At 72.3% G+C, this 23316-nt stretch carries 20 protein-coding genes; 12 read left to right on the forward strand and 8 right to left on the reverse strand.

Going from position 1 to position 23316, the window contains the following annotated elements:
* Positions 1-60: 60 nt before the first annotated feature.
* A complete protein-coding gene (locus ACFFJB_RS00355) occupies positions 61-822 on the forward strand; it encodes a hypothetical protein (protein ID WP_376828585.1) in 762 nt (253 codons plus the stop codon).
* Between the two features lie 159 nt (positions 823-981).
* Here the strand turns inward: ACFFJB_RS00355 and ACFFJB_RS00360 are convergent, their stop codons facing one another.
* The gene (locus ACFFJB_RS00360) at positions 982-1896 is read right to left on the reverse strand and encodes a thioesterase family protein (RefSeq protein WP_376828586.1); all 915 of its coding nucleotides are present in this window, start codon (positions 1894-1896) and stop codon (positions 982-984) included.
* 308 nt (positions 1897-2204) lie between these two features.
* Here ACFFJB_RS00360 and ACFFJB_RS00365 point away from each other — a divergent pair, with 308 nt between their 5' ends.
* The 3 genes from ACFFJB_RS00365 (at position 2205) to ACFFJB_RS00375 (ending at position 4837) form a co-directional block, all read left to right on the forward strand.
* Positions 2205-3437 (forward strand): Bcr/CflA family efflux MFS transporter, encoded by a 1233-nt coding sequence (locus ACFFJB_RS00365; protein WP_376828588.1) that lies wholly within the window; start codon positions 2205-2207, stop codon positions 3435-3437.
* A 105-nt stretch (positions 3438-3542) separates the two neighbouring features.
* Positions 3543-3881 carry a hypothetical protein gene (locus ACFFJB_RS00370; RefSeq protein ID WP_376828589.1) on the forward strand — a complete coding sequence of 113 codons (339 nt, stop codon included), beginning with the start codon at positions 3543-3545 and terminating at the stop codon, positions 3879-3881.
* 101 nt (positions 3882-3982) lie between these two features.
* Entirely contained in the window at positions 3983-4837 is an 855-nt protein-coding gene (locus ACFFJB_RS00375) for a nitrogen regulation protein NR(II) (protein ID WP_376828591.1), read from the forward strand.
* On the opposite strand, the gene ACFFJB_RS00380 is transcribed toward ACFFJB_RS00375, so the two are convergent.
* Positions 4825-5505, reverse strand: coding sequence for an SDR family oxidoreductase (locus tag ACFFJB_RS00380; protein ID WP_376828593.1), 681 nt, complete (start codon positions 5503-5505; stop codon positions 4825-4827). The genes ACFFJB_RS00375 and ACFFJB_RS00380 overlap by 13 nt on opposite strands.
* A 192-nt stretch (positions 5506-5697) precedes the next feature.
* Between ACFFJB_RS00380 and ACFFJB_RS00385 the strand changes: the two genes are divergently transcribed.
* Together ACFFJB_RS00385 and ACFFJB_RS00390 are read left to right on the forward strand one after the other, a co-directional pair.
* Entirely contained in the window at positions 5698-6933 is a 1236-nt protein-coding gene (locus ACFFJB_RS00385) for an ABC transporter substrate-binding protein (RefSeq protein ID WP_376828595.1), read from the forward strand.
* A 133-nt stretch (positions 6934-7066) separates the two neighbouring features.
* Entirely contained in the window at positions 7067-7768 is a 702-nt protein-coding gene (locus tag ACFFJB_RS00390; protein WP_376828597.1) for a 4'-phosphopantetheinyl transferase family protein, read from the forward strand.
* A gap of 45 nt (positions 7769-7813) precedes the next feature.
* On the opposite strand, the gene ACFFJB_RS00395 is transcribed toward ACFFJB_RS00390, so the two are convergent.
* From ACFFJB_RS00395 to ACFFJB_RS00415, 5 genes are all read right to left on the reverse strand, one after another.
* Positions 7814-8617 carry an HpcH/HpaI aldolase family protein gene (locus tag ACFFJB_RS00395; RefSeq protein WP_376828599.1) on the reverse strand — a complete coding sequence of 268 codons (804 nt, stop codon included), beginning with the start codon at positions 8615-8617 and terminating at the stop codon, positions 7814-7816.
* 67 nt (positions 8618-8684) lie between these two features.
* A complete protein-coding gene (locus tag ACFFJB_RS00400; protein ID WP_376828601.1) occupies positions 8685-9311 on the reverse strand; it encodes an HAD-IA family hydrolase in 627 nt (208 codons plus the stop codon).
* 220 nt (positions 9312-9531) lie between these two features.
* A complete protein-coding gene (locus ACFFJB_RS00405) occupies positions 9532-9771 on the reverse strand; it encodes a hypothetical protein (RefSeq protein ID WP_376828603.1) in 240 nt (79 codons plus the stop codon).
* Between the two features lie 152 nt (positions 9772-9923).
* Positions 9924-10847, reverse strand: coding sequence for an acid phosphatase (locus ACFFJB_RS00410; protein ID WP_376828605.1), 924 nt, complete (start codon positions 10845-10847; stop codon positions 9924-9926).
* Positions 10848-10908: 61 nt separating this feature from the next.
* Complete coding sequence (locus ACFFJB_RS00415) at positions 10909-12453, reverse strand: YifB family Mg chelatase-like AAA ATPase (RefSeq protein ID WP_376828607.1); 1545 nt, start codon at positions 12451-12453, stop codon at positions 10909-10911.
* Positions 12454-13161: 708 nt separating this feature from the next.
* Here ACFFJB_RS00415 and ACFFJB_RS00420 point away from each other — a divergent pair.
* Positions 13162-13944: an SDR family NAD(P)-dependent oxidoreductase gene (locus ACFFJB_RS00420; protein WP_446680577.1), complete on the forward strand. Its 783-nt coding sequence runs from the start codon at positions 13162-13164 to the stop codon at positions 13942-13944.
* Between the two features lie 222 nt (positions 13945-14166).
* Entirely contained in the window at positions 14167-14892 is a 726-nt protein-coding gene (locus tag ACFFJB_RS00425) for a type 1 glutamine amidotransferase (RefSeq protein ID WP_376828609.1), read from the forward strand.
* Positions 14893-14999: 107 nt separating this feature from the next.
* Here the strand turns inward: ACFFJB_RS00425 and ACFFJB_RS00430 are convergent, their stop codons facing one another.
* The gene (locus ACFFJB_RS00430) at positions 15000-15977 is read right to left on the reverse strand and encodes an SMP-30/gluconolactonase/LRE family protein (protein WP_376828611.1); all 978 of its coding nucleotides are present in this window, start codon (positions 15975-15977) and stop codon (positions 15000-15002) included.
* Positions 15978-16301: 324 nt separating this feature from the next.
* Here ACFFJB_RS00430 and ahcY point away from each other — a divergent pair, with 324 nt between their 5' ends.
* The 4 genes from ahcY to ACFFJB_RS00450 all read left to right on the forward strand — a co-directional run bounded on the left by ahcY (position 16302) and on the right by ACFFJB_RS00450 (position 23190).
* Entirely contained in the window at positions 16302-17711 is a 1410-nt protein-coding gene (gene ahcY, locus ACFFJB_RS00435; protein WP_376828613.1) for an adenosylhomocysteinase, read from the forward strand.
* 226 nt (positions 17712-17937) lie between these two features.
* Entirely contained in the window at positions 17938-20463 is a 2526-nt protein-coding gene (locus ACFFJB_RS00440; protein WP_376828615.1) for a sensor histidine kinase, read from the forward strand.
* A 215-nt stretch (positions 20464-20678) separates the two neighbouring features.
* Positions 20679-22331, forward strand: coding sequence for a tRNA (adenosine(37)-N6)-threonylcarbamoyltransferase complex ATPase subunit type 1 TsaE (tsaE, locus tag ACFFJB_RS00445; protein WP_376829100.1), 1653 nt, complete (start codon positions 20679-20681; stop codon positions 22329-22331).
* A 112-nt stretch (positions 22332-22443) separates the two neighbouring features.
* Entirely contained in the window at positions 22444-23190 is a 747-nt protein-coding gene (locus ACFFJB_RS00450) for a nucleotidyltransferase family protein (RefSeq protein ID WP_376828617.1), read from the forward strand.
* The last annotated feature ends 126 nt before the right edge of the window (positions 23191-23316 follow it).

Raw genomic sequence — 23316 nt, forward strand, 5'->3', positions numbered from 1 at the left:
TCTGGTCGTCAATACCCTCCTGACCGACTCGCGCGTTCCCCCGCCGGCCTTCCGGCGCCGGTGATCCAGATCACCCTTGGCGACACCATCCCCATTGTCCTTTATGGCGTCACAGCGATTGACGCGGCCATCTCGTACTGCGTCATCCAGAAGGATCTCTCCAATCCGGCGGTCGCCGACATTACGGACATGACGATCGTCAGCGTGAACCCCACGCCCGCCAAGACCGCCATCACCAAGGTCATGGGCGGCCAGCTCCCGCTGGATTTCAACAACCAGGGGCTCCAGGGCCCGCTGGCTGTCTACATGGTCACCGTGGACGCAGTCGGAAACGTGGCCATGTCGCCGCCATCCCTGCTGGAAGTGACCTTTGTCCCGGCGGCCAACCCCATGCCGGACGGCAGCCTGCCCGCGCCCAGCCTCGGGACGATCGAATACATCATCACGAGCAACACCATGCAGGACGCCACGCCCGTCTACGCGCCGGTCACGCCTGCACAGATCCAGCAACTGTGGCCGGACGCGACCGGCGTCCAGTTCATCATCCTCATCGACGGCTACCGCCAGGGGGCCGAAAAGCGGGACACCATCACCGCAGACGTGCTGTTCTCGGCCCTCAACAACACCGACAATGTGTCGGCGCCCATCGACTACACGACGTTCGCCGGATACGACACGGGCCCCAACAACGAACTGGGCAAGGTCGTCGTCCAGTACAAGGTGCTCTCGAAGAACAGCAGCGCGCCGCAGCCCTACAGTCTCGCCCGGACCTACGCCATCGACACCGTGGCGCCCCACACCAGGAAGCCTGGCGCCGGCTAAACCGGAGAGAAAGACAGCGCCTTCCGGAAATGGCCCTGCTGCGCGGTCCCGGCGCGGCGGGCCGCAACCGTCCGTCACGGCGGCGCGGCCAGCCCCGCGACGCGCGTTCTTTCCGGACAACATCCGGGCGTCCGCGTTAACGGCCGCCCGGACCGCGCGTCACGCCGTCTCCAGCGCCGCGTCACTGCGGCGCGCCGCAACGGCGGCGGCGTCCGGCTCCGGATCACGCGGAACCGGGCCGGTCCGCTTCCGCAGCTGCGCCAGCGCCGACAGGTTCACCGAGCCCAGCGGGCCGGCCACGTCATGCAGCCAGCACTCGCCGATGGCGATGCCGTCGCGCGCATGGTGGCTCACCATTTCCAGGCCGATCCACTCGCCCGCCGGCTCGCGGCAGAGATACAGCGTGAAGTCGGTGTTGATGAAGTCGATGCCGTATTCGCTGCTGTTCGCCACGGGGCTGACGAAATCCGCGACCATCGCCGCCCGCAGGAACGGCGTCAGCGGCATGTCCGCCACCGCCCGGTTGTTGGGCCGGAACCACGCCTGGCGCGCCTCCACCGGGCACAGCGGCCCCAGCACCGGCGCGTTGCCGGGAGCCACGCGCGGCGCATGAAACCCCTCCTTGCGGATCCGGTTGTACTGCGGCGGCAGCGGCAGCAGGTCCCAGGAGCCGAAACTCAGGTGCGGCCCCATCTGCTCCGGGGACGGCGCGCTCCAGCCCGGCGCCTGCCAGGTGGCGTTTTCGGGATTTTGCGTGCGCAGCGCGAACTGGCACGTGGCCCGCGCCAGCAGCTGGCCATCGTCGCCGGTGATGCTGGCCTCGCCCAGCTTCAGGCGCCGGCCGTCCTTCAGCAGGCGCAGCTCCACCTTCAGCGGCCGCGCCGGCACCAGGCCCAGCATGTCGATGCTGAAACGGGTCGCGACATAGTCCGGCCCGCCCCAGGCCTGCTCCAGACAGGCCGCGAGAAGACTGGCGGTGGCCGCCCCGGTGACGGTGTCGTCCACCCAGTATCCGCGGCTGATGCTGGTCGGAACGTAACGTTCGCCCTCTGTTATAAAATATGACTTATGCATTTTTTCCGCTTTTCCCGCCAGGCGGATGACTGTAACTGGCGTTTTACCTGCGCGCGTTCATTCAGCCGCGCCCGGCGCGTGTCAAGTACGCCCGGACGGCGCCCCCGCCCGCCGGTCCCGGCGCCGTCATTTCCGGCGCCCCCGCCCTGCGCCCGCCGTCGTTGCGCGCCCGGCTCCCGGCCGCTACCTGCTGCCCGCAGGCGCTGTTGACCAGACGCGCCGGCGGCGTATCGTCGCCATACAATGACATACGTAATGCAAAACGCGCCGCGCCGCCCCGCCCGCGCGACGCGCCCGGGAGGAATTCCATGGCCAGTTCCGACGCCGGCCGCACAGCCGCCGAGGTCAGGGAGAGACAGCCGGAAAGAGAGCTCACGCCAGGCCTCGTGGCGCTGCTCGCCGGCCTCGCCGCCATCGGCATTCTCTGCACCAACATCCTGCTGCCGGCCTTTCCGGCCATCGCCGCCTCGCTGGGAACGCCGCAACGGGCGCTGGGAGTCACGCTGTCGAGCTTCTTCCTGGTGTTCGCCTTCGGCCAGCTGATCGCCGGCCCCCTCGCCGACCGTTATGGCCGGCAGAAGCCGGTGGCGGCCGGGCTGTGCGTGTTTCTGGCCGGATCGCTGGTCTGCGGCCTTGCGGGCGATCTCGCCACCCTGGTCGCCGGGCGCGTGCTGCAGGCGGCGGGGGCGTGCGTGGCCTCGGTGCTGGCCCGCGCCATCGCCCGTGACCTGTTTGACGGCGACATGCTGGCGAAGGCCATGTCCATGATCATGGTGGCCATGGCCGCGGCGCCGGGGTTTTCGCCGCTGGTGGGCGGCGTGGCCGCCACCTGGCTGGACTGGCGCATCCTGTTCGTCATCGTCAGCGCGGCGGCGGCGGCGCTGCTGCTGTTTCACGCCGCGGTTCTGGGCGAGACGCTGCCCCCGCCGGCGCGGCGGCCGTTTTCCCTCGCAGGCGTGGCGCGCACCTATGCGGGGCTTGCGGCGGACGGGCGCTTCATCCTGCCGGCGCTGGCGGTGAGCATGATCATCGGCGGGCTGTACGGCACGTTCGCAGCCGCCCCCATCATCCTGATGAGCGAGGTGGGCATGACGCCGGTGGGCTACGGGCTGTTCTCGGCGGTCACGGTGTTCATCGTGTTCGGCGCCGGCCTGCTGGCGCCGCGTCTGGCCCACCGCTACGGGCCGCTGCGTCCGGCCACGGGCGGGGCCATTCTGGTGGCCGCCGGCGGGGTGCTGATGCTGGCCTTCTACCGCACCGGCGAGCTGTGGACCTATGCGCCGCCGCTGGCGGTGTTCCTGCTGGGCATGGGCATGGCCAATCCGCTGGGTTCGGCCATCGCGCTGCGGCCGTTCGGCGACCGGGCGGGCGCGGCGGCGGCGCTGCTGGGCTTCCTGCAGATGGCCACCGCCGCGGCCGCCACCGGCGTGGCGGCGGCGCTGCCGCTGGCGCCGGCGCCGGTGCTGGCGCTGCTGCAGCTGGCCGGCGGCGCGGGCGCGCTGGCGCTGTTCGTGACGCTGGCGCGCAGCGGCGCGCGCTGAGCGGGCGGCGCGGCGTTACGCCTGCGTTAACCTGACCGGGCGCAGAATGGCGGACGCGCCGCGCCGGACGGGTGGCGGGGGCGCGATCCGGTCCGGGAGGCGCCCATGTACGAGCGGAGGTCCGAGCCTCTTCTTTCCGCGCCACGGTTCGCCTGGCGCATGACGGTTCACCTGTTGCTGACCCTTGTCCTGCTCGCCCTTTCGGTGCTCGCCGGAGCGGCGGGCTTCGCCCTGGTCGAGGGGCATGACGTGGAGAACGCGGTTCTGTCGGCCCTGCAGGTTCTGGCGGGGCTGGGCCTCACCGAGGCGCCGGCCAGCCGCGGCGGCCGCATCTTCACGGCGCTGTTCGCGCTTTACGCCAACCTGTTCTTCGTCGCCACCGCCGGCCTGATCCTGGCGCCGCTGGCGCACCGGCTCCTGCATAACCTGCATCTGGACGACTGAGCCGGACGCGGGCGCTTGCCCTCACGGCCGGGGCCGTCACAATGGCGCGGCCGCGCGGGACGCAGCGAACCGGATCCAGCCCGCCGCGGAGGAGGAGCTGCATGGAGCGGGAACGGAAGGCGGAGCTGCAGGCGCTGGCGGAGCAGGTCAACGCGGCGCTGGCCGCCGCCCAGGCCGACGACGACGCGCGCCGCGCCCGGGACGAAAGCCCCGAAGCCCTCGGCCATGCGGTGCGCGAGGCCGCCCACGTCTACAACAACCTGCTGGCCGTGCTGCAGGGCACGGTGGAGCTGCTGCGCCATCCGGCGCTGCCGGAGGCGCGCCGCGCGCGCTACCTGCAGGCGCTGGAGGCCTCCACCAGCCGCGCCGCCGAAGAAACGCGCCGCATCCAGGCGCTGGGCCGCCGGCTGGCGCCGCGCCGCGTCGTCCTCGACCTTGCGCCTGTGGTCAGCGCCGCGGCGCGGCGCCACGGGCTGGCCCTCGCCGCGCCGGCCGGGCCGGCGCGCGTCATCGCCGACCCGGCCGACGCGGGCGAGGCGGCGGGCGCGCTGTGCCGGCTGGCCGCCGCGGCCGGCGCGGGCGCGCCGCTGGCGATCGGGCTGGTCATGACCGGCGCGGAGGGGGAGGCGCTGGCGCAGGTGCGCGTCGGCCCGGCCGCCGGCGACGCGGCGGCGGGCCGGAGCTTCCTGGAGGCGACGCTGGCGCTGCTCGCCGGCGCGGGCGCGACCGGCGCGCTGGCGGAGCTGTTCGCCTTCGCCAGCCGGCACGGCGCGCGGCTGGCGGCCGCCGCCGGAGAGGACGGAGGCGTCGCCCTGACGCTGGCGCTGCCGGCGCAGGCCGGCGTCCCGGAGGCGGCGCCGGCCTGCGGGAGAGACGCGCCGCAAGCCGGCGTGGCCGGCGCAGGCGGCGGGCGCGCCGGACCGGCGGTCGCCGCCGGAGGCGGTCAGTCGCGATAGATCATGCGGCGGTTCATGCCGCCGTCGAGGATCAGGGTTTCGCCGGTGATGAAGCCCGCCCCGGCGAGAAACAGCACCGCTTCGGCCACGTCCTCGGGCCGGCCGACGCGACCGGCCGGATGCTGTTCATGGTCCTCCTCGGCGAGATCAGGGGAATCCGAGATCCACCCCGGGGCGATGGCGTTGACCCGCACCCGCGGCCCGAGGCTGACGGCCAGGGCGTGGGTGAGCGCCACCACGCCGCCCTTGGCCGCGGCGTAGGCCTCGGTGAACGGCTCGGACATGAAGGCCCGGGTGGAGGCCATGTTGATGATGCAGGAGCCCTCGCGCAGCAGCGGCGCGGCGGCGCGGGTCATCAGGAAGGCGCCGGTGAGATGGCTGTCGACGATGCGCCGCCAGCCCGCCAGCGACAGCTCGGCGACGGGGCCGGTGACCGGCGCGGCCACGCCGGCGTTGTTCACCAGCAGGTCCAGCCCCTTCCAGCCGAGGCTGGCGAAGGCGTCGGCGACGGAGTCCTCGTCGGAAACGTCGCAGCAGACATAGCGGGCCTCATCGACGCCGCCGTCCTGCAGGTCGAAACTGGCGACCTCCCAGCCTGCCTCGGCGAGGGCGGCGCAGATCGCCGCGCCAATCATTCCCGACCCGCCGGTGACAATCGCCTTGCGCATGCTCCAGCCTCCCCTCCCGCGCCGGACGTGACGCCGCCCGCGCGCCGCGCGGGGCGCGACCTGCGAAAAACGCATGACAGCCCTGCGCGTCCTGCCGCCAACGGCGTTGTCTCACGGCGACGGCGCATGGAAACATCGCGATCCCAAACAAAAAATAAACGCAACAACACATGTATTCGGGAGCGAAACGCCGTGACAACGATAACCAGACGCCAGATGTTCGCCGCGCTCGCCGCGACGGCGGGCGCGCCAGCCATCACGGGCCTCATGCCCGGCGTCGCGCTGGGCCGGGACACGACCGGCGTCACTGACAGCGAAATCCTGATCGGAACCACCACCTCGCTCAGCGGGCCGGTGTCGGCGCTGGGGGTGCAGGCGCGCTGTCAGGCCGCCTATTTCCGCATGATCAACGAGCGCGGCGGCGTCGCCGGGCGCAAGATCCGCTACATCATCTATGACGACGGCTTCAGCCCGCCCAAGACGGTGGAGCAGGTGCGCCGGCTGATCGAGAACGACCGCGTCGCCTTCCTGTTCAACATGCTGGGCACGGCGCCCAATTCGGCGGTGGTGAAATACATCAACCAGAAGAAGGTGCCGCACCTTTTCCTGGCGGTGAACGGCTACAAGTGGGGCGATTACAGGACCCACCCCTGGACCATGGGCTTCGCCCCCAACGCCCGCATCGAGGCGCAGGTCTACACGAAATACGCCCTGGGGCGGAACCCCGACGCCACTTTCGCCATCCTGTACCAGAACGACGACCTCGGGAAGGATTACGTCGCCGGCGTGCGCGACATCCTGAAGGACGCGTTCGAGCGGCGCGTGAAGGCCATTCCCCATGAAGTGACGGATCCGACCGTGGATTCGCAGCTGGTGGCGCTGCGCGCCTCGGGCGCGGACGTGCTGATTTCCGGCACGACCGCCAAGTTCGTCGCCCAGAGCATCCGCAAGGTGCATGAGCTGCAGTGGCGGCCCGTGCATTTCATGGCCAGCGGCGCCGCCTCCATCCAGGGCGTGCTGGCGCCGGCGGGCATCGACCGTTCGACCGGCGTCATTTCCTGCGGCTACATGAAGGACGCCGCCGATCCGGAATGGGCCAGCGACAGGGGCATCCTCGACTACCTCGCCTTCATGAAGACGTACTTCCCGGAGGGCAACGCGCTGGAGGGCTACAACCAGTACGCCTATCTCGTCGCGGAAGTGCTGATGCAGGTGCTGCGCCAGTGCGGCGATGACCTCTCGCGCGAGAACATCATGCGCCAGGCCACCAGCCTGAAGGACCTCGAGATGCCGACCCTCCTGCCGGGCATCCGCATCAACACCAGTCCGACCAACTACTTCCCCATCCGCCAGGTGCAGCTGATGCGCTTCAACGGCAAGACATGGGAGCGCTTCGGCGACATCATCGAAGGCGCCGGCGAGGGCTGATCCGGCGCGGGGCGCAGGCGCGGTCCCGGCCGCGCCGCGCATCGGGCGACGCGCGCCGGGCGCCCCCGGCGCATGGCCGGCGCCCGGCGCGCCGGTGTAAACAGGGACGGCGCAACTGACGGGAAAAACGCCCATGCCCGCCGCCCCGGACGCCGACATCGTGGTCTGGCTGTTCAGCCTCCCGGCTCCGCCGGAGGAGGAGGCGCGGCTGGCCGCCTTGCTCTCGCCGGACGAGCAGGCGCGCGCCGCGCGGCTGCGCCGGCCGGAGGACCGGCGCCGGCATGTGGCGGCCCATGCGGCGAAACGCCAGATCCTCGCCCGCGCCGCCGGCGTCGCGCCGGAGGCGCTGGCCTTCGCCGTCAGTCCCTGGGGCCGGCCGGAGCTGGCGGCGCCGGCCGGGCTGCATTTCAGCCTCAGCCATGCGCAGGCGCACGGCGCGCTCGCCGTCAGCCGGCGCGGCCCTGTGGGGGTGGACGTGGAGGAGATCCGCCCGGTGGAGCCGGAGGTGGCGGCGCAGTTTTTCTCCGCGGCGGAACAGGCAGCGCTGGCGCGCCTGCCGCCGGCGCAGCGGCTGCAGGGCTTCTATCGCTGCTGGACGCGCCGGGAGGCGGTGCTGAAGGCGCTGGGCCGCGGCTTCAGCCTGCCGCCGGAGACCTTCGACGTGACGCTGGCGCCAGGCGAGGCGCCGCGCCTGCTGCGCTTCCGCGGCGATGCGCTTGCGCCGGCGCGCTGGCGCATCGTCCATTTCGACGCGGCGGAGGACGCGCCCGGCGCCGTGGCCGCTCCTGCGCCGGACGCGCGCGTGGCCATCCGGCGCTGGCCGGAACAGGCGTAAGGCCGCCGGCCGGGGCGCGGCTGGGCGCGACGGCGCGCGCCGCGCTCAGCCGTAGCCGCCTGCGGCCGGGCCGGCGGTCTCGCCGCGCGCTTCGGCCGCGGCGGCGTCCGCCGCCGCCCGCAGCAGGGCGCCGTCGCTGGAAACCGCGATGAAGACGAAGCCCATTTCGGCGAGCGCGCGGGCGCGGCGCGCGGTCACCGCATAGACGCACGGCGTCTTGCCGGCGGCGCGGCAGCGGGCGACCACCTGGGCAAGGGCCGCGTCGACCTCCACGCCGGCCGGGTCCACCCGCGCGCCGCCGGACAGGGCGATGGAGAGATCGGCCGGCCCGACGAACACGCCGTCGACGCCATCCACGGCGAGAATCTCGTCCAGCGCCGCCAGCGCCTCGCGCGTCTCCACCATGACGAACAGCTTGAGCAGGCTGTTGGCGCGGGCGAGGTAGCCGGCGCTGTCGAGCCCGCTGGCGACGCGCGATTCGCCCGGCCCCCAGCTGCGGCCGCCCACGGACGGAAACTTGCAGAAGCTGACGAACTGGCGGGCGTCGCCGGCGCTGTTCACCATGGGGGCGATGATGGCGGCGACGCCGGCGTCGAGCAGGCGCGCGGCGGTGGCGCACGCGCCGACCGGAACGCGCGCAACCGGCGGCTTGCCGGCCGCCAGCGACAGCTGCGTTCCCCGGACCACGGCGGCGAAGTCAACGACGCCGTGCTGCATGTCGAAGGTCGCCGCGTCGAACGCCGAACGCGCCAGAACGCTGGCCACCTGCGACCCGCCCATGCCGATCCAGGCGGAGAACACCGGCGCGCCGCCGGCCAGCCGCGCCGCGAACTGCTCATACACCGACATGTCCCGCTCCCTCACGAAGACGCCCGCCCGGCGGCGACCGGCGGACGCGGCGCGGCCCCGGGGCCCGTCACCGCAGCGCGAAGCCGACGGCGCGCTCCAGCTCGTCCAGCGCCGCGGCCGGGTCGATCACCTTGATGGTGGTCATGCCCATCTCGCGCGCCGGCTTCAGGTTGACGCCAAGATCGTCGAGATAGACGCAGCGGGCGGGATCGACTCCAAGACGCCCGGTCATCAGGGCGTAGATGCGCGGATCGGGCTTGCGCATGCCGATCTTCGCGCTCTCGATCACCTCGTGGAACAGCGCCATCACCTCGGCCTTGTAGATGGACCTGGGGTTGTCCGAGGCGGCGGCGATGACGTTGTTGGTGATGCAGCCGGTTTTCAGGCGGGCGGAGATGCGGCGCAGCGCCTCCACCATCTCCGGGCGCAGGTCGCCGCCCAGCAGGTCGATCATGTCGCGGCCCGGCACCTCATGGCCCAGCGCCCGGCTCTCCTCGGCGAACATGCGGTCGAAGGCGTCGAGATCGATCTCGTTGCGCTCGAACTTCGCCCAGGCGTTGTCGAGATGGTTGGTGGCGTTGACCGTACGCAGGAAGTCCTTCGGCAGGCCGCGCTCGGCCTCGTAACGGTTGAACGCCTCAAACGGGCTGGACGAGATGACGCCGCCAAAGTCCCAGATAACTGCCTCAATCACGCCTGTTTCCTCCGCCGTATCTCCGGGCCGGACCCGGTCTGTCGCGCCCGCCGCGGCCTGCGCCGCCGGCGCCTGTGATGGCGACGTGCGATGAGCCGCATGACGACGCCGGAGACGCAAGGCGAGACTGCGCCGCCGGCCGCGGCTCACGCCGTCCGGTGAATGGGTGTGGACCCGCATCGCGCCCGGCGTCCCGCGCGGGCGCCGTCGTGGCGGCGCCTCAGCCCTCGGGCGCCGTGCGGTAATAGATCTGGCTGCGCTGGGCCGGGGTGGGATTCCTGTAGGCCACGCACTCGGCGAAATAGAAGCTGTCCGGCCGCATGGTGGCCGGATCGGCGCAGATGCGCGCCAGCTCCTGCTGCCGGCTCTGGGTGGACTGGCAGGCGCCGAGCGCGGCGCAAACGCCGGCGAGCGCCGCAATGCGGATGATGGCGGGCAGCAGCCCGTTGCTGGTGGTCATGTCACTCCCTCGCCCCGCCGCTGTGGGCGGCTTCACAGCGGCGAAGGTAAAGTCCGTTACGGCGCTGCGCAACGCGAATTGGCGCAGGGGCGGGCGCGCGCCCCCAACATGCGCGCCTCTGTCTGCGGCGCAGCGCCCCTGCCGGCGGCCGGCTATTTCACGCCGGCGGTGGTCATGGCGGCCGCCGCCTGTTCGACGCTGCAGTCCGGCGCATCGGCGCCGGAGGCCTGCGCCGCACGGATCTCCCTGGCCGCCTCCGCCAGCTGCGCCCGGAACACGGGGCTGGACTGCAGCTGCGCGGCCACCGCCGCGCCGATGAGGCGCCCGGCGTCGACGTCGCTCTGCCAGTGATAGTTGCAGATCACCCGGCTCTGGCCGAATTCGTAGCCGCGCCGGAGGATGGCGTTGGCCTTCTCCGGCGCCGCCGCGGCGAGCACGAGCGCCCAGGTCCAGCCAAAGGCGGCGTGGCCGGAGGGATAGGAGCCGTCCTTGCGCAGGTGCTCCTCGTCCGCCGGATAGCAGGTGGCGTGGTCAGGCGAGACCACGAAGGGCCGCTGGCGGAAATAGGCCTGCTTGGCCTTCAGCGTGGCCGCGCCGGCGTCGGTCAGCGTGCGCCGCAGCAGCATGTTGAGGTGCGGCGTGGCGCTCCGGCTGATCTTCACGCCCAGCGCGCAGGAGAACGCCTCCACCACGGCGGGCGAGCGATAGTCGGCGTCGCGGGCGGCCAGCCTGCCGCGCGGCGTGTCGCGCAGCCGGCTGGCGGCGGCGCGGACCGCCTCGTCGGCCACCGCCTGGGGCGAGCCTGGCGAAGGCGGCGGCGCCAGCAGCGCCAGCGAATCAACCAGCTGCTCGCGCGGCAGGTAGCCGGGCAGCACGCCGGGGCGCAGCTCCTTCAGCGCCGCCGGGTCCGTGGGCGGCGGCGCGGACGCGTCGGCCGCCTGCGGCGCGCCGCCCGCCCCCGGTTCACGCGCGAGCGCGCCCGGCGTCGCGGCGCCGGACATCACGGCTCCTGACATCAGGGCGGCGGCGACGGCGAGGCGGAGCGCCCCCGCGAGGGTGATGGGCTGGTTTTTCATGATTGTTTCCTCCCGGCTCGTTGCGGGCGGCGCGCGCCGGCCGCCAGCGAAGCAGACAGTATCACGCTGCCCGGGACGATCTGCCAATGACCATGCGGAAACCCAGGGCCTCCGCCACGTGGGGGCGGCGCACGCGCTCCTCGCCGGCCAGGTCGGCGATGGTGCGGGCCACGCGCAGCGTCCGGTGCCAGCCGCGCGCCGACAGGCGCATTGAGTCCGCCGCCGCCTGCAGCAGGGCCATGCCCTCGCCGTCCGGCGCCGCCGTCTCGTGCAGCAAGGCCGGCGGACAGGCGGCGTTCAGCATGTCCGGCGCGCCGTGGCGGGCGTAGCGCCGCTGCTGGCGCTCGCGGGCGGCCAGCACCCGCGCGCGCACCGCGGCGGAACTTTCGCCCGGCGGCGCGCCCGGCGCCGGCATCAGGTCCACCGCCCGCACCGCCGGCGTTTCGATGACCAGGTCGATGCGGTCCAGCAGCGGACCGGACAGGCGCGCCTGATACTGGGCCATGCACCGCTCGTTGGGCCCGCGCCGGCAGGCGTAGCCGGGCTCGGTTCCGCGGCCGCAGCGGCACGGGTTCATGGCCGCCACCAGCTGGAAGCGCGCCGGATAGGTGACGCGGTGGTTGGCGCGGGCCACCATTACCTCGCCGCTTTCCAGCGGCTGGCGCAGGCTGTCCAGCGCCTGCACGCTGAATTCCGGCAGCTCGTCGAGAAACAGCACGCCGTTATGGGCAAGGGACGCCTCCCCGGGCCGGGCGGAGACGCCGCCGCCGACCAGAGCGGCCATGGAGGCGGAGTGATGCGGCGCGCGGAACGGCCGCCGGTCGGTGAGCGCGCCGGCCTCCAGCAGGCCGGCGACGGAATGGATCATGGAGATCTCCAGCAGCTCGCGCGGGCGCAGCGGCGGCAGCAGCGACGGCAGGCGCTGCGCCAGCATCGACTTGCCGGCGCCGGGCGGGCCGTTCATCAGCAGGTTGTGGCCGCCGGCCGCCGCCACCTCCAGCGCGCGCCGCCCCAGCGCCTGACCGCGCACGTCGGCGAGGTCCGGCAGCGGCCCCTCGCCGGCGCGCACCCTTGCGACAGGGCGCGCCAGCGGCTGCGCGCCCTGGAAATGGGTGACGAGCCGCAGCAGCGAGTCCGGCGCGAGAATCTCCAGCTCCTCGCCGGCCCAGGCGGCCTCGGCGCCACAGGAAGCGGGACAGATCAGGCCGTGGCCGCGCGCCGCCGCGGCGATCGCCGCCGGCAGCACCCCGGCGACGGAGCGGATGGAGCCGTCCAGCCCAAGCTCGCCCAGCACGGTGTAGCCGTCGAGCGCGTCCGAGGGCAGCGCGCCGATGGCGACCATAACGCCGAGCGCGATGGGCAGGTCGTAATGCGAGCCTTCCTTGGGCAGGTCGGCGGGAGCGAGATTGACGGTGATGCGCTTCGCGGGCAGGGCGAGACCGGCGGCGAACAGGGCCGAACGCACCCGCTCGCGCGACTCGGCCACGGCCTTGTCGCCAAGGCCGACGATGGCGAAGGCCACCACGCCGCTGGCCAGCTGCACCTGGACGTCGACCGGACGGGCCTCAATGCCCGAGAAAGCGACGGTGGCGACCTGCGTGACCATTTCCCTTCCCCCGGTTCCTTCCCCCGGCCTTTTCCTTTCCCCGCCCCTCCGCCCCCGCCCGTGGCCCCGTCTCCGACCCCCCCCGCGCCGGTCCGCGCCAGCCCGTTCCCGGCCCCTGCGTCGCCGGGCCGGCCGCCGGCGCGACGGAGCCCCGCCTGCGCCCCGCGCCGGAGCAGACGGAAACAATCTACAGATGTCATTAAATATTCCAAACAGTTTTGTGCAAGTAAAACCAGATACAACCTGCAGCAATTATCATATAATTTCACCGGCGCAGGTCGCCAGACCGGCCGCGCATGACCGCCGGCCTCCGGCGTCTGGTCCTCCAGCGCCCGCTCGCGGGCGCGCGGCGGCGCAGGCGCGCCGTTCCGGCGCCGGCCCGTGTCAAAAACCAGTAAAACGCGTCCGGGGCGCCGGTAATGCCCGACAGGCGCGCTGTTGATTGCGGTTGTTGCGTCAAAAGGCGTCCGTCCCGTGTTGGTCAAACGCTTGACCAAACCCAGGGCGCGGCATTAGGGCTAGTGGCCAGTTTCGGTCCGGCGGAGTCGCCGCTCCGGCCGGGACGGCGCGGCGGCGAGCGTCGCGCGGTCCGGCCGGACGCGCCGTCCGGTCGCAAAACGTTGTGGGGTCTGGCGGCGTCGCCGGCCAGGCCGGAAATCCTGTGTGGCCAGCCGCATGCGCTGTTCCACCGATTGGGAGGTACTAGCCTTGAAGCTCGATTCATCCGTCTCCGCAGTCATCACTGGCGGCGCCTCCGGTCTCGGCGCCGCGACCGCCCGCGCGCTGGCCGCCCATGGCGTCAAGGTCGCCCTGTTCGACCTGAACGAGGAGAAGGGCGAGGCCCTTGCAAAGGAGCTCGGCGGCGTGTTCTGCAAGGTCGACGTGACCTCCGAGGAGCAGGTTGACGCGGCGTTCGAGAAGGCCCGCGCCGCCAACGGCCAGGAGCGCATCCTGGTGAACTGCGCCGGCACCGGCAACGCCATCAAGACCGCCTTCCGCGACAAGAAGACCGGCGAGCTGGCCCACTTCCCGGTCGACGCCTTCAACCGCATCATCCAGATCAACCTGGTCGGCACCTTCCGCTGCATCGCCAAGTCGGCGAAGGGCATGCTGTCGCTGGAGCCGCTGGCTGACGGCGAGCGCGGCGCCATCGTGAACACCGCTTCGGTCGCGGCCGAAGACGGCCAGATGGGCCAGGCCGCCTACTCCGCCTCCAAGGCCGGCGTCGTCGGCATGACCCTGCCGATCGCCCGCGACCTCGCCGGCGAGGGCATCCGCATCAACACCATCCTGCCGGGCATCTTCAACACGCCGCTGCTGCAGGGCGCTCCGGACAACGTCAAGGCGGCCCTCGCCGCCCAGGTGCCGTTCCCCCGCCGCCTCGGCAACCCGGAGGAGTACGCGCACCTCGCCCTCACCATGATCACCAACAGCTACTTCAACGGCGAGGACGTGCGTCTCGACGGCGCCATCCGCATGGCTCCGCGCTGATCCGCGGCTCCATCACCGTTCGCGAAGGCCGGCGGCGACGCCGGCCTTTTGCGTTTCGGGAGGTCGCCGCCCGGCCCGTCTGTCGCCGCCGGCGGCCAGGACAGCGGCGGAGATGCGGTCGCAATTTTCCTTTGCATAAATTTTGTTCACTGTGAGTCCTTGCACGCGCCGCCCGCCCGGCGCATGGTCCGCGGCCCGACATGTTCCAGGGAGCGCCGCGTCATGCGCCTGCACATTCTTGAACTGGACGAGGTGGAGCCGGAGGCCGAGGCGCGCGGCCAGCGGTTTCGCGACCTGTTCGTCGCCTGGCTGAAGCCGGCCCTGCCGGAAGCGCGGTTCACCTCCAGCCTCATCGTGGCCGGCGAGCCGCTGCCGGCGCCTGGCGACCATGACGCCTTCATCCTCACCGGCTCGCGTCACGGCGTCTATGAGGACCTGCCGTGGATGCGCGACGTCATCGCCTTTTTGCGGGCGGCGGCGGCCGTGGGCGCGCCGGTGGCCGGGATCTGTTTCGGCCACCAGATCATGGCGGCGGCGCATGGCGGCGAGGTGCGGAAATATCCGGGCGGCTGGAACATCGGCCGCATGGGCCACCGGGTCGCCCCTTCGGCGCGGCCGCTGTTCGGCGGCCGCGACAGCCTGCACGTGCTGTCGTTCCACCAGGACCAGGTGATGCGCCCGCCGCAGGGAGCGGAGGTGCTGCTGGGCTCGGAGCGTTCGCCTTGCGGGGGACTGCGCTACCGCGACTTCCCGCAGATGTCGGTGCAGTTCCACCCGGAATTTCGTCCGGAGACGGTGCGGCTGATCCTCCGGGACGGCGCGGATCCGGACATTCCGGCGCAGGCGCAGCGCGCCGCCCTCGCCTCGCTGGAGGAAGGCCCGCTCGACAATGACGTGGTGGCCGCCGCCTTCGCGCGGTTTTTCCGCGAGGCGCTGCGCCGGAAATGACGCGCGCCGCCGTCGCCCGGCGGCGATGGCGCAGGCCGCCGGCGGCCCTGAAACGCGCCGCCGCGCTCCCGCCCCGCCGGAGACGGGGCGCGCGGCGGCCCCGGCTGTCAGGCGTTGAAATGGAGCTTCAGGCCCGGCCGCGGCCAGCGGCGCCTGTAAAGCCTGCCGGTGGATGAGGCGGTGATCCAGGCGTCGCGCATGTCAGGGCCGCCGAAGCAGATATTGGTGGTGATGGCGTCCGGCACGGCCACATGCCCGAAACTGCCGTCCTGCGGGTTGAACACTGTGATCCCGCCGTTGGCGATGGTGGCCACGCACACGCGCCCGTCCGCCTCCACCGCCAGGCTGTCCAGCAACTGGTAGCCCGGCAGCGGCCCCAGCACCCGGTGCTGGGCGGCGAAACGGTCGGTGGAGCCGCCGATCTGCCCGGGGCCGGTGATGCTGAAGCCCCACACCCGCGAGGTGCGGGTCTCGGCCACCCACACCGTCCGGCCGTCCGGCGAGAGGCCGACGCCGTTGGGCGTCATCAGGCCGCTGCGCGCCTTCACGATCATCGAGCCGTCCGGCTTCGCGTAATAGAGATGGCCGATGTCCATGCGCTCGTCGTCGGCCTTGCCGAGGTCGGTGAACCAGAAGCCGCCCGCGGCGTCGAACACCAGGTCGTTGGGGCCGCGCAGCGCCCGGCCGCCGCCCTCGGTGTAGAGGGTGGTCACCTTGCCTGTCTTCAGGTCCACGCGCTGGATGCTGCCGCCCGGATAGTCGGCCGGAACGCCGTGCGGGGCCAGCGTGCCGTCCGGCCGCGTCACCCAGTTGAAACCGCCGTTGTTGGTGACGTAGACGGCGCCGTCCGGGCCGATGGCCGCGCCGTTGGGGCCGCCGCCCAGCTCGGCGATCACCTCAACCCGGCCGTCGGGCTTCACCCGGGTCAGCGTCTTGCGGCGGATCTCCACCAGGATCACCGACCCGTCGGACATCGCCACCGGACCTTCGGGAAACTCCAGGCCTTCCGCAACGAGTTCCAGCTCTGCCTTGCTCACGGACTTCTCCTCCCTGTCGCCGTCTGCGCCCGGCGCGTCGCGCAGCATCCGGGGCGCGGTCCTGCGCAACACTGGCTGAAATCGCCGTTCCGGTCAGCAGCCGCCAGGACATTGCCGCCATGACCGGCCGGCATTGACGCGCCTGCGGCGCGCGCCCGCCGCCCGCGGAATACGGACATAAAGAATTCTTTATATGTTTATTGCGCCGGCGCGACCGGAATGCTAAGCAGCGGACGACGCCGGCGCGCCGCGCCGCCCCGCCGCCTTCGCGCGCGGGGCCGGAACGCGCCACCACGCGCGAGGTTTACGCGGCTTCGCCCCGGCCATTTCAGGGCGAGCGGACCCCGCCTCACTTCTGCAAGCAGGATATCCATGTCCCGGACCACGCACGACTACATCGTCAAGGACATCTCCCTGGCCGACTGGGGCCGCAAGGAAATCGAAATCGCCGAGAGCGAAATGCCCGGCCTGATGGCCACCCGCGCCGAGTACGGCCCGCAGCAGCCGCTGAAAGGCGCGCGCATCGCCGGCTCGCTGCACATGACCATCCAGACGGCGGTGCTGATCGAGACCCTGAAGGCGCTGGGCGCGGAAGTGCGCTGGGCCTCGTGCAACATCTACTCCACCCAGGACCACGCCGCCGCCGCCATCGCCGCCGCCGGCACCTCCGTGTTCGCGGTGAAGGGCGAGACCCTCGCCGAATACTGGGAGTACACCCGCAAGCTGTTCGAGTGGCCGGACGGCGGCGTGCCGAACATGATCCTCGACGACGGCGGCGACGCCACGCTGTTCGTGCACCTCGGCGTGCGCGCCGAGAGCGGCGACGTCGCCTTCCTTGACCAGGCGGGCTCGGAGGAGGAGGCGATCCTGTTCGCGCTGATCCGGCGCACGCTGCAGGAGAAGCCGAAGGGCTGGTTCGGCGAGATCGCCCGCAACGTCCGCGGCGTCTCGGAGGAGACCACCACCGGCGTGCACCGCCTCTACCAGATGGAGAAGGAGGGGAAGCTGCTGTTCCCCGCCATCAACGTCAACGACAGCGTCACCAAGTCGAAGTTCGACAACCTCTACGGCTGCCGCGAATCGCTGGTGGACGGCATCCGCCGCGGCACGGACGTGATGCTCTCCGGCAAGGTGGCGTTCGTGGCCGGCTTCGGCGACGTGGGCAAGGGCTCGGCCGCCTCGCTGCGCCAGGCCGGCGCGCGCGTCATCGTCTCCGAGATCGACCCGATCTGCGCCCTGCAGGCCGCCATGGAAGGCTATGAGGTGACCACGATCGAGGAGGCGCTGCCGCGCGCCGACATCTACGTCACCGCCACCGGCAACCGCGACATCATCACCGTCGACCACATGCGGCGGATGAAGGACCGGGCCATCGTCTGCAACATCGGCCACTTCGACAACGAGATCCAGGTGGCCGGCCTGCGCAACTTCAGGTGGCGGAACATCAAGCCGCAGGTGGACGAAATCGAGTTCCCGGACGGCAAGCGCATCATCCTGCTGTCGGAGGGCCGCCTCGTGAACCTGGGCAACGCCACCGGCCACCCCTCCTTCGTGATGTCCGCCTCCTTCACCAACCAGACGCTGGCGCAGATCGAGCTGTTCACGCGCGCCGGCGCCTATGAGAAGAAGGTGTACACCCTGCCCAAGCACCTCGACGAGAAGGTGGCCCGCCTGCATCTGGACAAGCTCGGCGTGAAGCTGACGCAGCTCACCCCGGAGCAGGCGGCCTACATCGGCGTCAGCGTCGCGGGCCCCTACAAGCCCGACCATTACCGTTACTGACGGTTGACGGCGGGGGCGGCGGCCCCCGCCCGACGTTGCGGCATGTTCCGGCGGAATCCCTTCCGCCGGATTTTTTGTCGGGGCGCGCCGCAGGTACACTCGCCGCTGATTCGGCCCATGCGCCGCCGCGGACGCGCCGCCGCGCGGGCGTCGCGGCGATGACGGCGGCCAGGGCGTCGCGGCGCGGGAGACGCCGCGCGCCGGCGGCGATGGAGACGGACGACACATGACCGGCCCGCGCCACTCCAGCCACACGACGACCGCCGCGCCGGCCCCCGCCGGCGCGCGCCGCGGCGCGCCGGCGCGCGGCGTCGCCGGCATGGCCGTGGCGCTGGCCGCCGGCATGGCGCCGCTGGCGGCCGCGCAGGCCGCGGCCGGAACGGCGCTGCCGGCGATCGCCGACCCGGCGCGCACCGGCCTCGCCGTGCTGGCCGGCGGCCTCGGCCTGTCGCTGGCCCTGCTCGCCGCCATGCATCACGCCATGCGCCGGCGCTGGCGCGGACGGCTCGCGGACCTGGAGCGCGAGCTGCGCCGCGCCCGGCTCGCCGCCGACCAGGCCGAGGTGTTCCTGGCCAGCGAGCCGCAGGCGCTGGTCAGCTGGCCGGAACCGGACGGCGCGCCGCGGGTTGAGGCCGGCGGCGGCTTTCTCCCGCAGAACGTCGCGCAGGAGCGGCTGCTGGCCTTCGGCGCGTGGCTGCGCCCCGCAGACGCCCGCGCGCTGGAGCGGGCGGTGGAGGGGCTGCGGGCGGCGGGCGCGCCGCTGTCGCTGACGCTGCAGGCGCTGGACGGGCGTTACATCGCCGCCGAGGGGCGCATCGTCGCCGGCGCGCCGACGCTGCGGCTGCGCGATGTCAGCGGCGAGCGCGAGGGCCGCGCCCGGCTCGAGGACCAGCTGGCCGCCACCGGCGGCGAGCTGGAGGCGGTGCGCGACATGCTGGACGAGATCCCCCAGCCCGTGTGGGTGCGCGACCGCAACGACCGCATCGTCTGGACCAACGCCGCCTATGTGCGCGCGGTTGAGGCGCCGGACATGGAGACCGTGGTGCGCCAGGGGCTGGAGCTGCTGGACCAAGCCGCGCTGGCGGAATCGCGCCGCCAGCGGGCCATGGGCGCGCCCTGGCAGGCGCGGCTGCCGGCGGTGATCGCCGGCGACCGGCGCATCATGGAGGTGGTGGAGACGCCCGGCGCCTCCGGCAGCGCCGGCATCGCCACCGACGTCTCCGAACTGGCGCGGCTGCGCGACGACTTCACCCGCCAGATGGAGGCGCACGCCCGCACCCTCGACCAGCTGCCCACCGCCGTGGCCATTTTCGACGGCTCGCGGCGGCTGATCTTCCACAATCCGGCCTACCGCCTGCTGTGGAAGCTGGACCAGGACTGGCTCGACACCGCCCCCACCGACGACGACATCCTCGAGCGGCTGCGCAACTGGCGGCGCCTGCCGGAGGAGGCGGACTTCCGCCAGTGGAAGGCCAACGTGCTCTCCGGCTACACCGCGGTGGAGCCGCAGAGCCACGCCTGGCACCTGCCGGACGGGCGCACCATCCGCGTCGTGGTCAACCCCAACCCCCAGGGCGGCGTCACCTATCTCTACGACGACGTCACAGAGCGCTACCTGCTGGAAACCCGCTACAACAGCATGCTGCGCGTGCAGGGCGAGACCCTGGACACCCTGCGCGAGGGCGTGGCGGTGTTCGGCCAGGACGGGCGGCTGCGCCTCAGCAACCCGGCCTTCGCCAGCCTGTGGGGCGTGCCGGCCGAGGTGGTTGCCGCCGGACCGCATGTCGACGAGGTCATGGCCCGCGCCAGCCGCATTCCCCCGGACGACGGGAGCTGGGCCATGCTGCGCGGCGCCATCGTCGGCATGCATGATGACCGCCGCGGCGGCGCCTGCCGCATGGAGAACCTGCCGGCGTCCGGCGACGGCGGCCGCGTCATCGACTGCAACATGGCCCCGCTGCCGGACGGCTCCATGCTGCTCACCTTCACAGACGTCACTGACTCGGTGCGCATCGAGCGCGCGCTCACCGAGCGCAACGAGGCGCTGCTCAAGGCCTCGCAGCTGCGCGACGACTTCGTGCACCACGTCTCCTACGAGCTGCGCTCGCCGCTCACCAACATCATCGGCTTCGTGGAGATGCTGGCCAGCGGCATGGGCGGACCGCTCAACGAGCGCCAGCGCGAATACGCCGACCACATCATGCAGTCGTCCACGGCGCTCAACGCCATCATCGACGACATTCTCGACCTCGCCTCCATCGACAACGGCGAGCTGGAGCTCGTGCGCGAGCCCATCGACCTCAGCGCCACCATCGCCGCGGCGACGCGCGGGGTGGAGGACCGCCTCGCCGAGGCCGCCATCACGCTGCACGTGGAGGCGCCGCCGGACATCCGCCCGTTCGAGGCGGACGTGAAGCGCCTGCGCCAGGTGCTGTTCAACCTGCTCTCCAACGCCATCCGCTTCTCCGACCGCGGCAGCAACGTCTGGCTGAAGGTGAGCGAGGACGGCGACTACGTGCGCTTCGACGTCATCGACGAGGGCCGCGGCATTCCCGCCAGCCTCATCGACCGGGTGTTCGACCGTTTCGAGAGCCATGGCGCCGGCCAGCACCGGCGCGGGGTCGGCCTCGGCCTGTCAATGGTGCGCGCCTTCGTGGAGCTGCACGGCGGCCGGGTGGAGATCGCCTCGCGCGAGGGGGTGGGCACGCGCGTCAGCTGCTTCTTCCCGGCGACGCCCGCCCCGGCCGCCTGATCCTGCCGGAGGACGTTTTTTGCTCGACCTTTCCGCGGGTTGGTCTAAACAGGGCCCGGCGGCCCCGCGGCGCGCGGACGACGGCCGGGAACGCGGCCGGGAAGAAAGTGGAAACCTTCGCGACGTTACTCTCGCCGGGTCGCCAGCATCGGCCGCGGTTCGCGGCCGCGCTCCGTCGCGCCCGCGCGGAGCCAGCCAGGGAAGCCTGATTGTCCGTGTCGACCAGCCAGATCCGCCCCGACGTCGCCGTCCCCCCCCAGCAGGAGACCGTCCGTCACGCCAGCCGCGCCCCCGGCGCCAGCGCCCTGCCGCGCGGCCAGGCGCCGCGGCACGGCGGCCAGCCCGCGCCCTATCCGGTGACCTGGGAGATCGACCTGCCTGACGAGGCGGCGACGACGCATCTGGCGCAGATCCTCGCCGAAACGCTCAAGAAGGGCGACTTCATCACCCTGTCCGGCGATCTCGGCGCCGGCAAGTCGACCCTGGCGCGGGCGCTGCTGCGCATCCTGGCCGACGACCCCGGGCTGGAGGCCCCCAGCCCCACCTTCACCCTGGTGCAGGAATACGACACGCCCTTCGGCAATGTGGTCCACGCCGACCTGTACCGCCTCGGCGGTCCGGACGACCTGATCGAGCTGGGCTGGGAGGAGCTGGTCCGCAGCGCCCTGGTGCTGGTGGAGTGGCCGGACCGCGCCGGCGAGCTGCTGCCGGCCGACCGGCTGGACGTGGAGCTGCTGCTGGACCCGGAAGGCGACGTGAACCGGCGCGTGGCGGCGCTCACCGGCCACGGCGCCTGGGCCGGACGCCTCGCCATGACCCGCGCCATCCGCACCGTGTTCCGCAAGGCGGGCTGGGACACGGCGCGCCGCGCCTTCCTGCAGGGCGACGCCTCCAGCCGCTCCTATGAGCGGCTGGTCCGCCCCAACGGCCAGACCGCCATCCTGATGGTGTCGCCGCGCCAGCCGGACGGGCCGCCGATCCGCCGCGGCAGGCCCTACAGCGCCATCGCCCACCTCGCCGAGTCGGTGCACGCCTTCGTGGCCATGGCCAACGGGCTGCGCTCGCTGTCGGTCAGCGCCCCGGCCATTCTCGGACGCGACCTCGACGCCGGCGTGCTGCTGGTGGAGGATCTGGGCTCGGAGGGCGTGGCCGATGAGAACGGCCCCATTCCGGCGCGCTATGAGGAGGCGGTGCGCCTGCTCGCGCGGCTGCACTCGGTGCAGCTGCCGCACACGCTGCCGGTGAGCGACGGCGTCGATCACGTCATCCCGCCCTATGACATGGAGGCGCTGCAGATCGAGGTTGACCTGCTGCTGGACTGGTACGTGCCGGCCACGGTGCGGGCCCTGCCGGCGCTGGCCCGCTCGCAGTTCGCCAGCGCCTGGAGCGAGGTGCTGCGGCCGGTGGTGGCCGGGCCGCAGACCTGGACGCTGCGCGACTACCACTCGCCCAACCTGCTCTGGCTGCCGGAGCGCGAAGGCCTGCAGCGCGTGGGGGTGATCGACTTCCAGGACGCGGTGCTCGGCCACCCGGCCTATGACGTGGTGTCGCTGCTGCAGGACGCGCGCGTCACCGTGCCGCCGGCGCTGGAGCTGCAGCTGCTGCGCGCCTACGCCAGCGCGCGCGCCGGCGACCCCGAGTTCGACATGGCGAGTTTCGCCGCAGCCTATGCGGTGCTCGGAGCCCAGCGCGCCACCAAGATCCTCGGCATTTTCATGCGGCTCGACCGGCGCGACGGCAAGCCGCAGTATCTCGCCCACCTGCCGCGGGTGCGCCGCTACCTGCAGCGCAATCTCGCCCATCCGGCCCTTGCGCCGGTGCGCAAGTGGTACGAGACCTATCTGATCCACGTTCTGGAAGACGAATAGGCCGGCGCGCCGCAGGCGCCTTCCGGCGACCGTTCCGCGACCCGCCCTTCGCCCGGGCGCGGCGGCCGGCGCGCCCCGCGCCCGCGCCGCGCGTCAACCCCAGGCAACCGCCATGACCACAGCGTCTCCTTCCGCCCCCGCCCCCATCACCCGCGCCATGGTGCTCGCCGCCGGTCTCGGCAAGCGCATGCGGCCCATCACCACCACCACGCCGAAACCGCTGGTCAGCGTCGGCGGCGTGGCGCTCATCGACCGCCTGCTGGACCGGCTGGCCGAGGCCGGCGTCACCGAGGCCGTGGTGAACGTGCACTATCTCGCCGACCTGGTGGAGACCCATCTGGAGCGTCGCCGCGGCGCGCCGCGCACCGTGATTTCCGACGAGCGCGGCCGGCTGCTGGAGACCGGCGGCGGCGTGAAGAAGGCGCTGCCCCTGCTGGGCGGGGCGCCGTTCTTCGTCGGCAATTCCGACAGCATGTGGATCGAGGGGCCGGCGTCCAACCTGCGCCGCATGGCCCGGTTCTGGGATCCGGAGCGCATGGACGCGCTGCTGCTGCTGGCCGCCACCGCCTCCAGCACCGGCTATGACGGCCCGGGCGACTTCGCCATGGACCGGGAGGGCCGCCTGCGCCGCCGCATGGAGCGGGAGGTGACGCCCTTCGTCTACGCCGGCGTCGCCATCCTGCGCCCGGAGCTGTTCGCCGGCGCGCCGGAAGGGCCGTTCTCGCTGAACCGCATCTTCGACGCGGCCATCGGGCGCGGGCGCCTGTTCGGCCTGCGGCTCGACGGCCACTGGCTGCATGTGGGCACGCCCGGGGCGCTGCGCGTGGCCGAGGACGTCATCGCCCGCAGCCACCGCTGACAACGCCGCCGGGGCGCCGCGGAGAGCCGGTTGCCGCCCGCCACGGCCCTGGCGCATGATGGCCGCGCGTACGGAGACGATTCCGGCCCGAGGGGCCGGCGCGCCGCCATGAACCGGCGCGGCGGG

This window comes from Camelimonas abortus (genome assembly GCF_042432745.1).
Classification (GTDB): Bacteria; Pseudomonadota; Alphaproteobacteria; order Rhizobiales; family Beijerinckiaceae; genus Camelimonas; species Camelimonas abortus.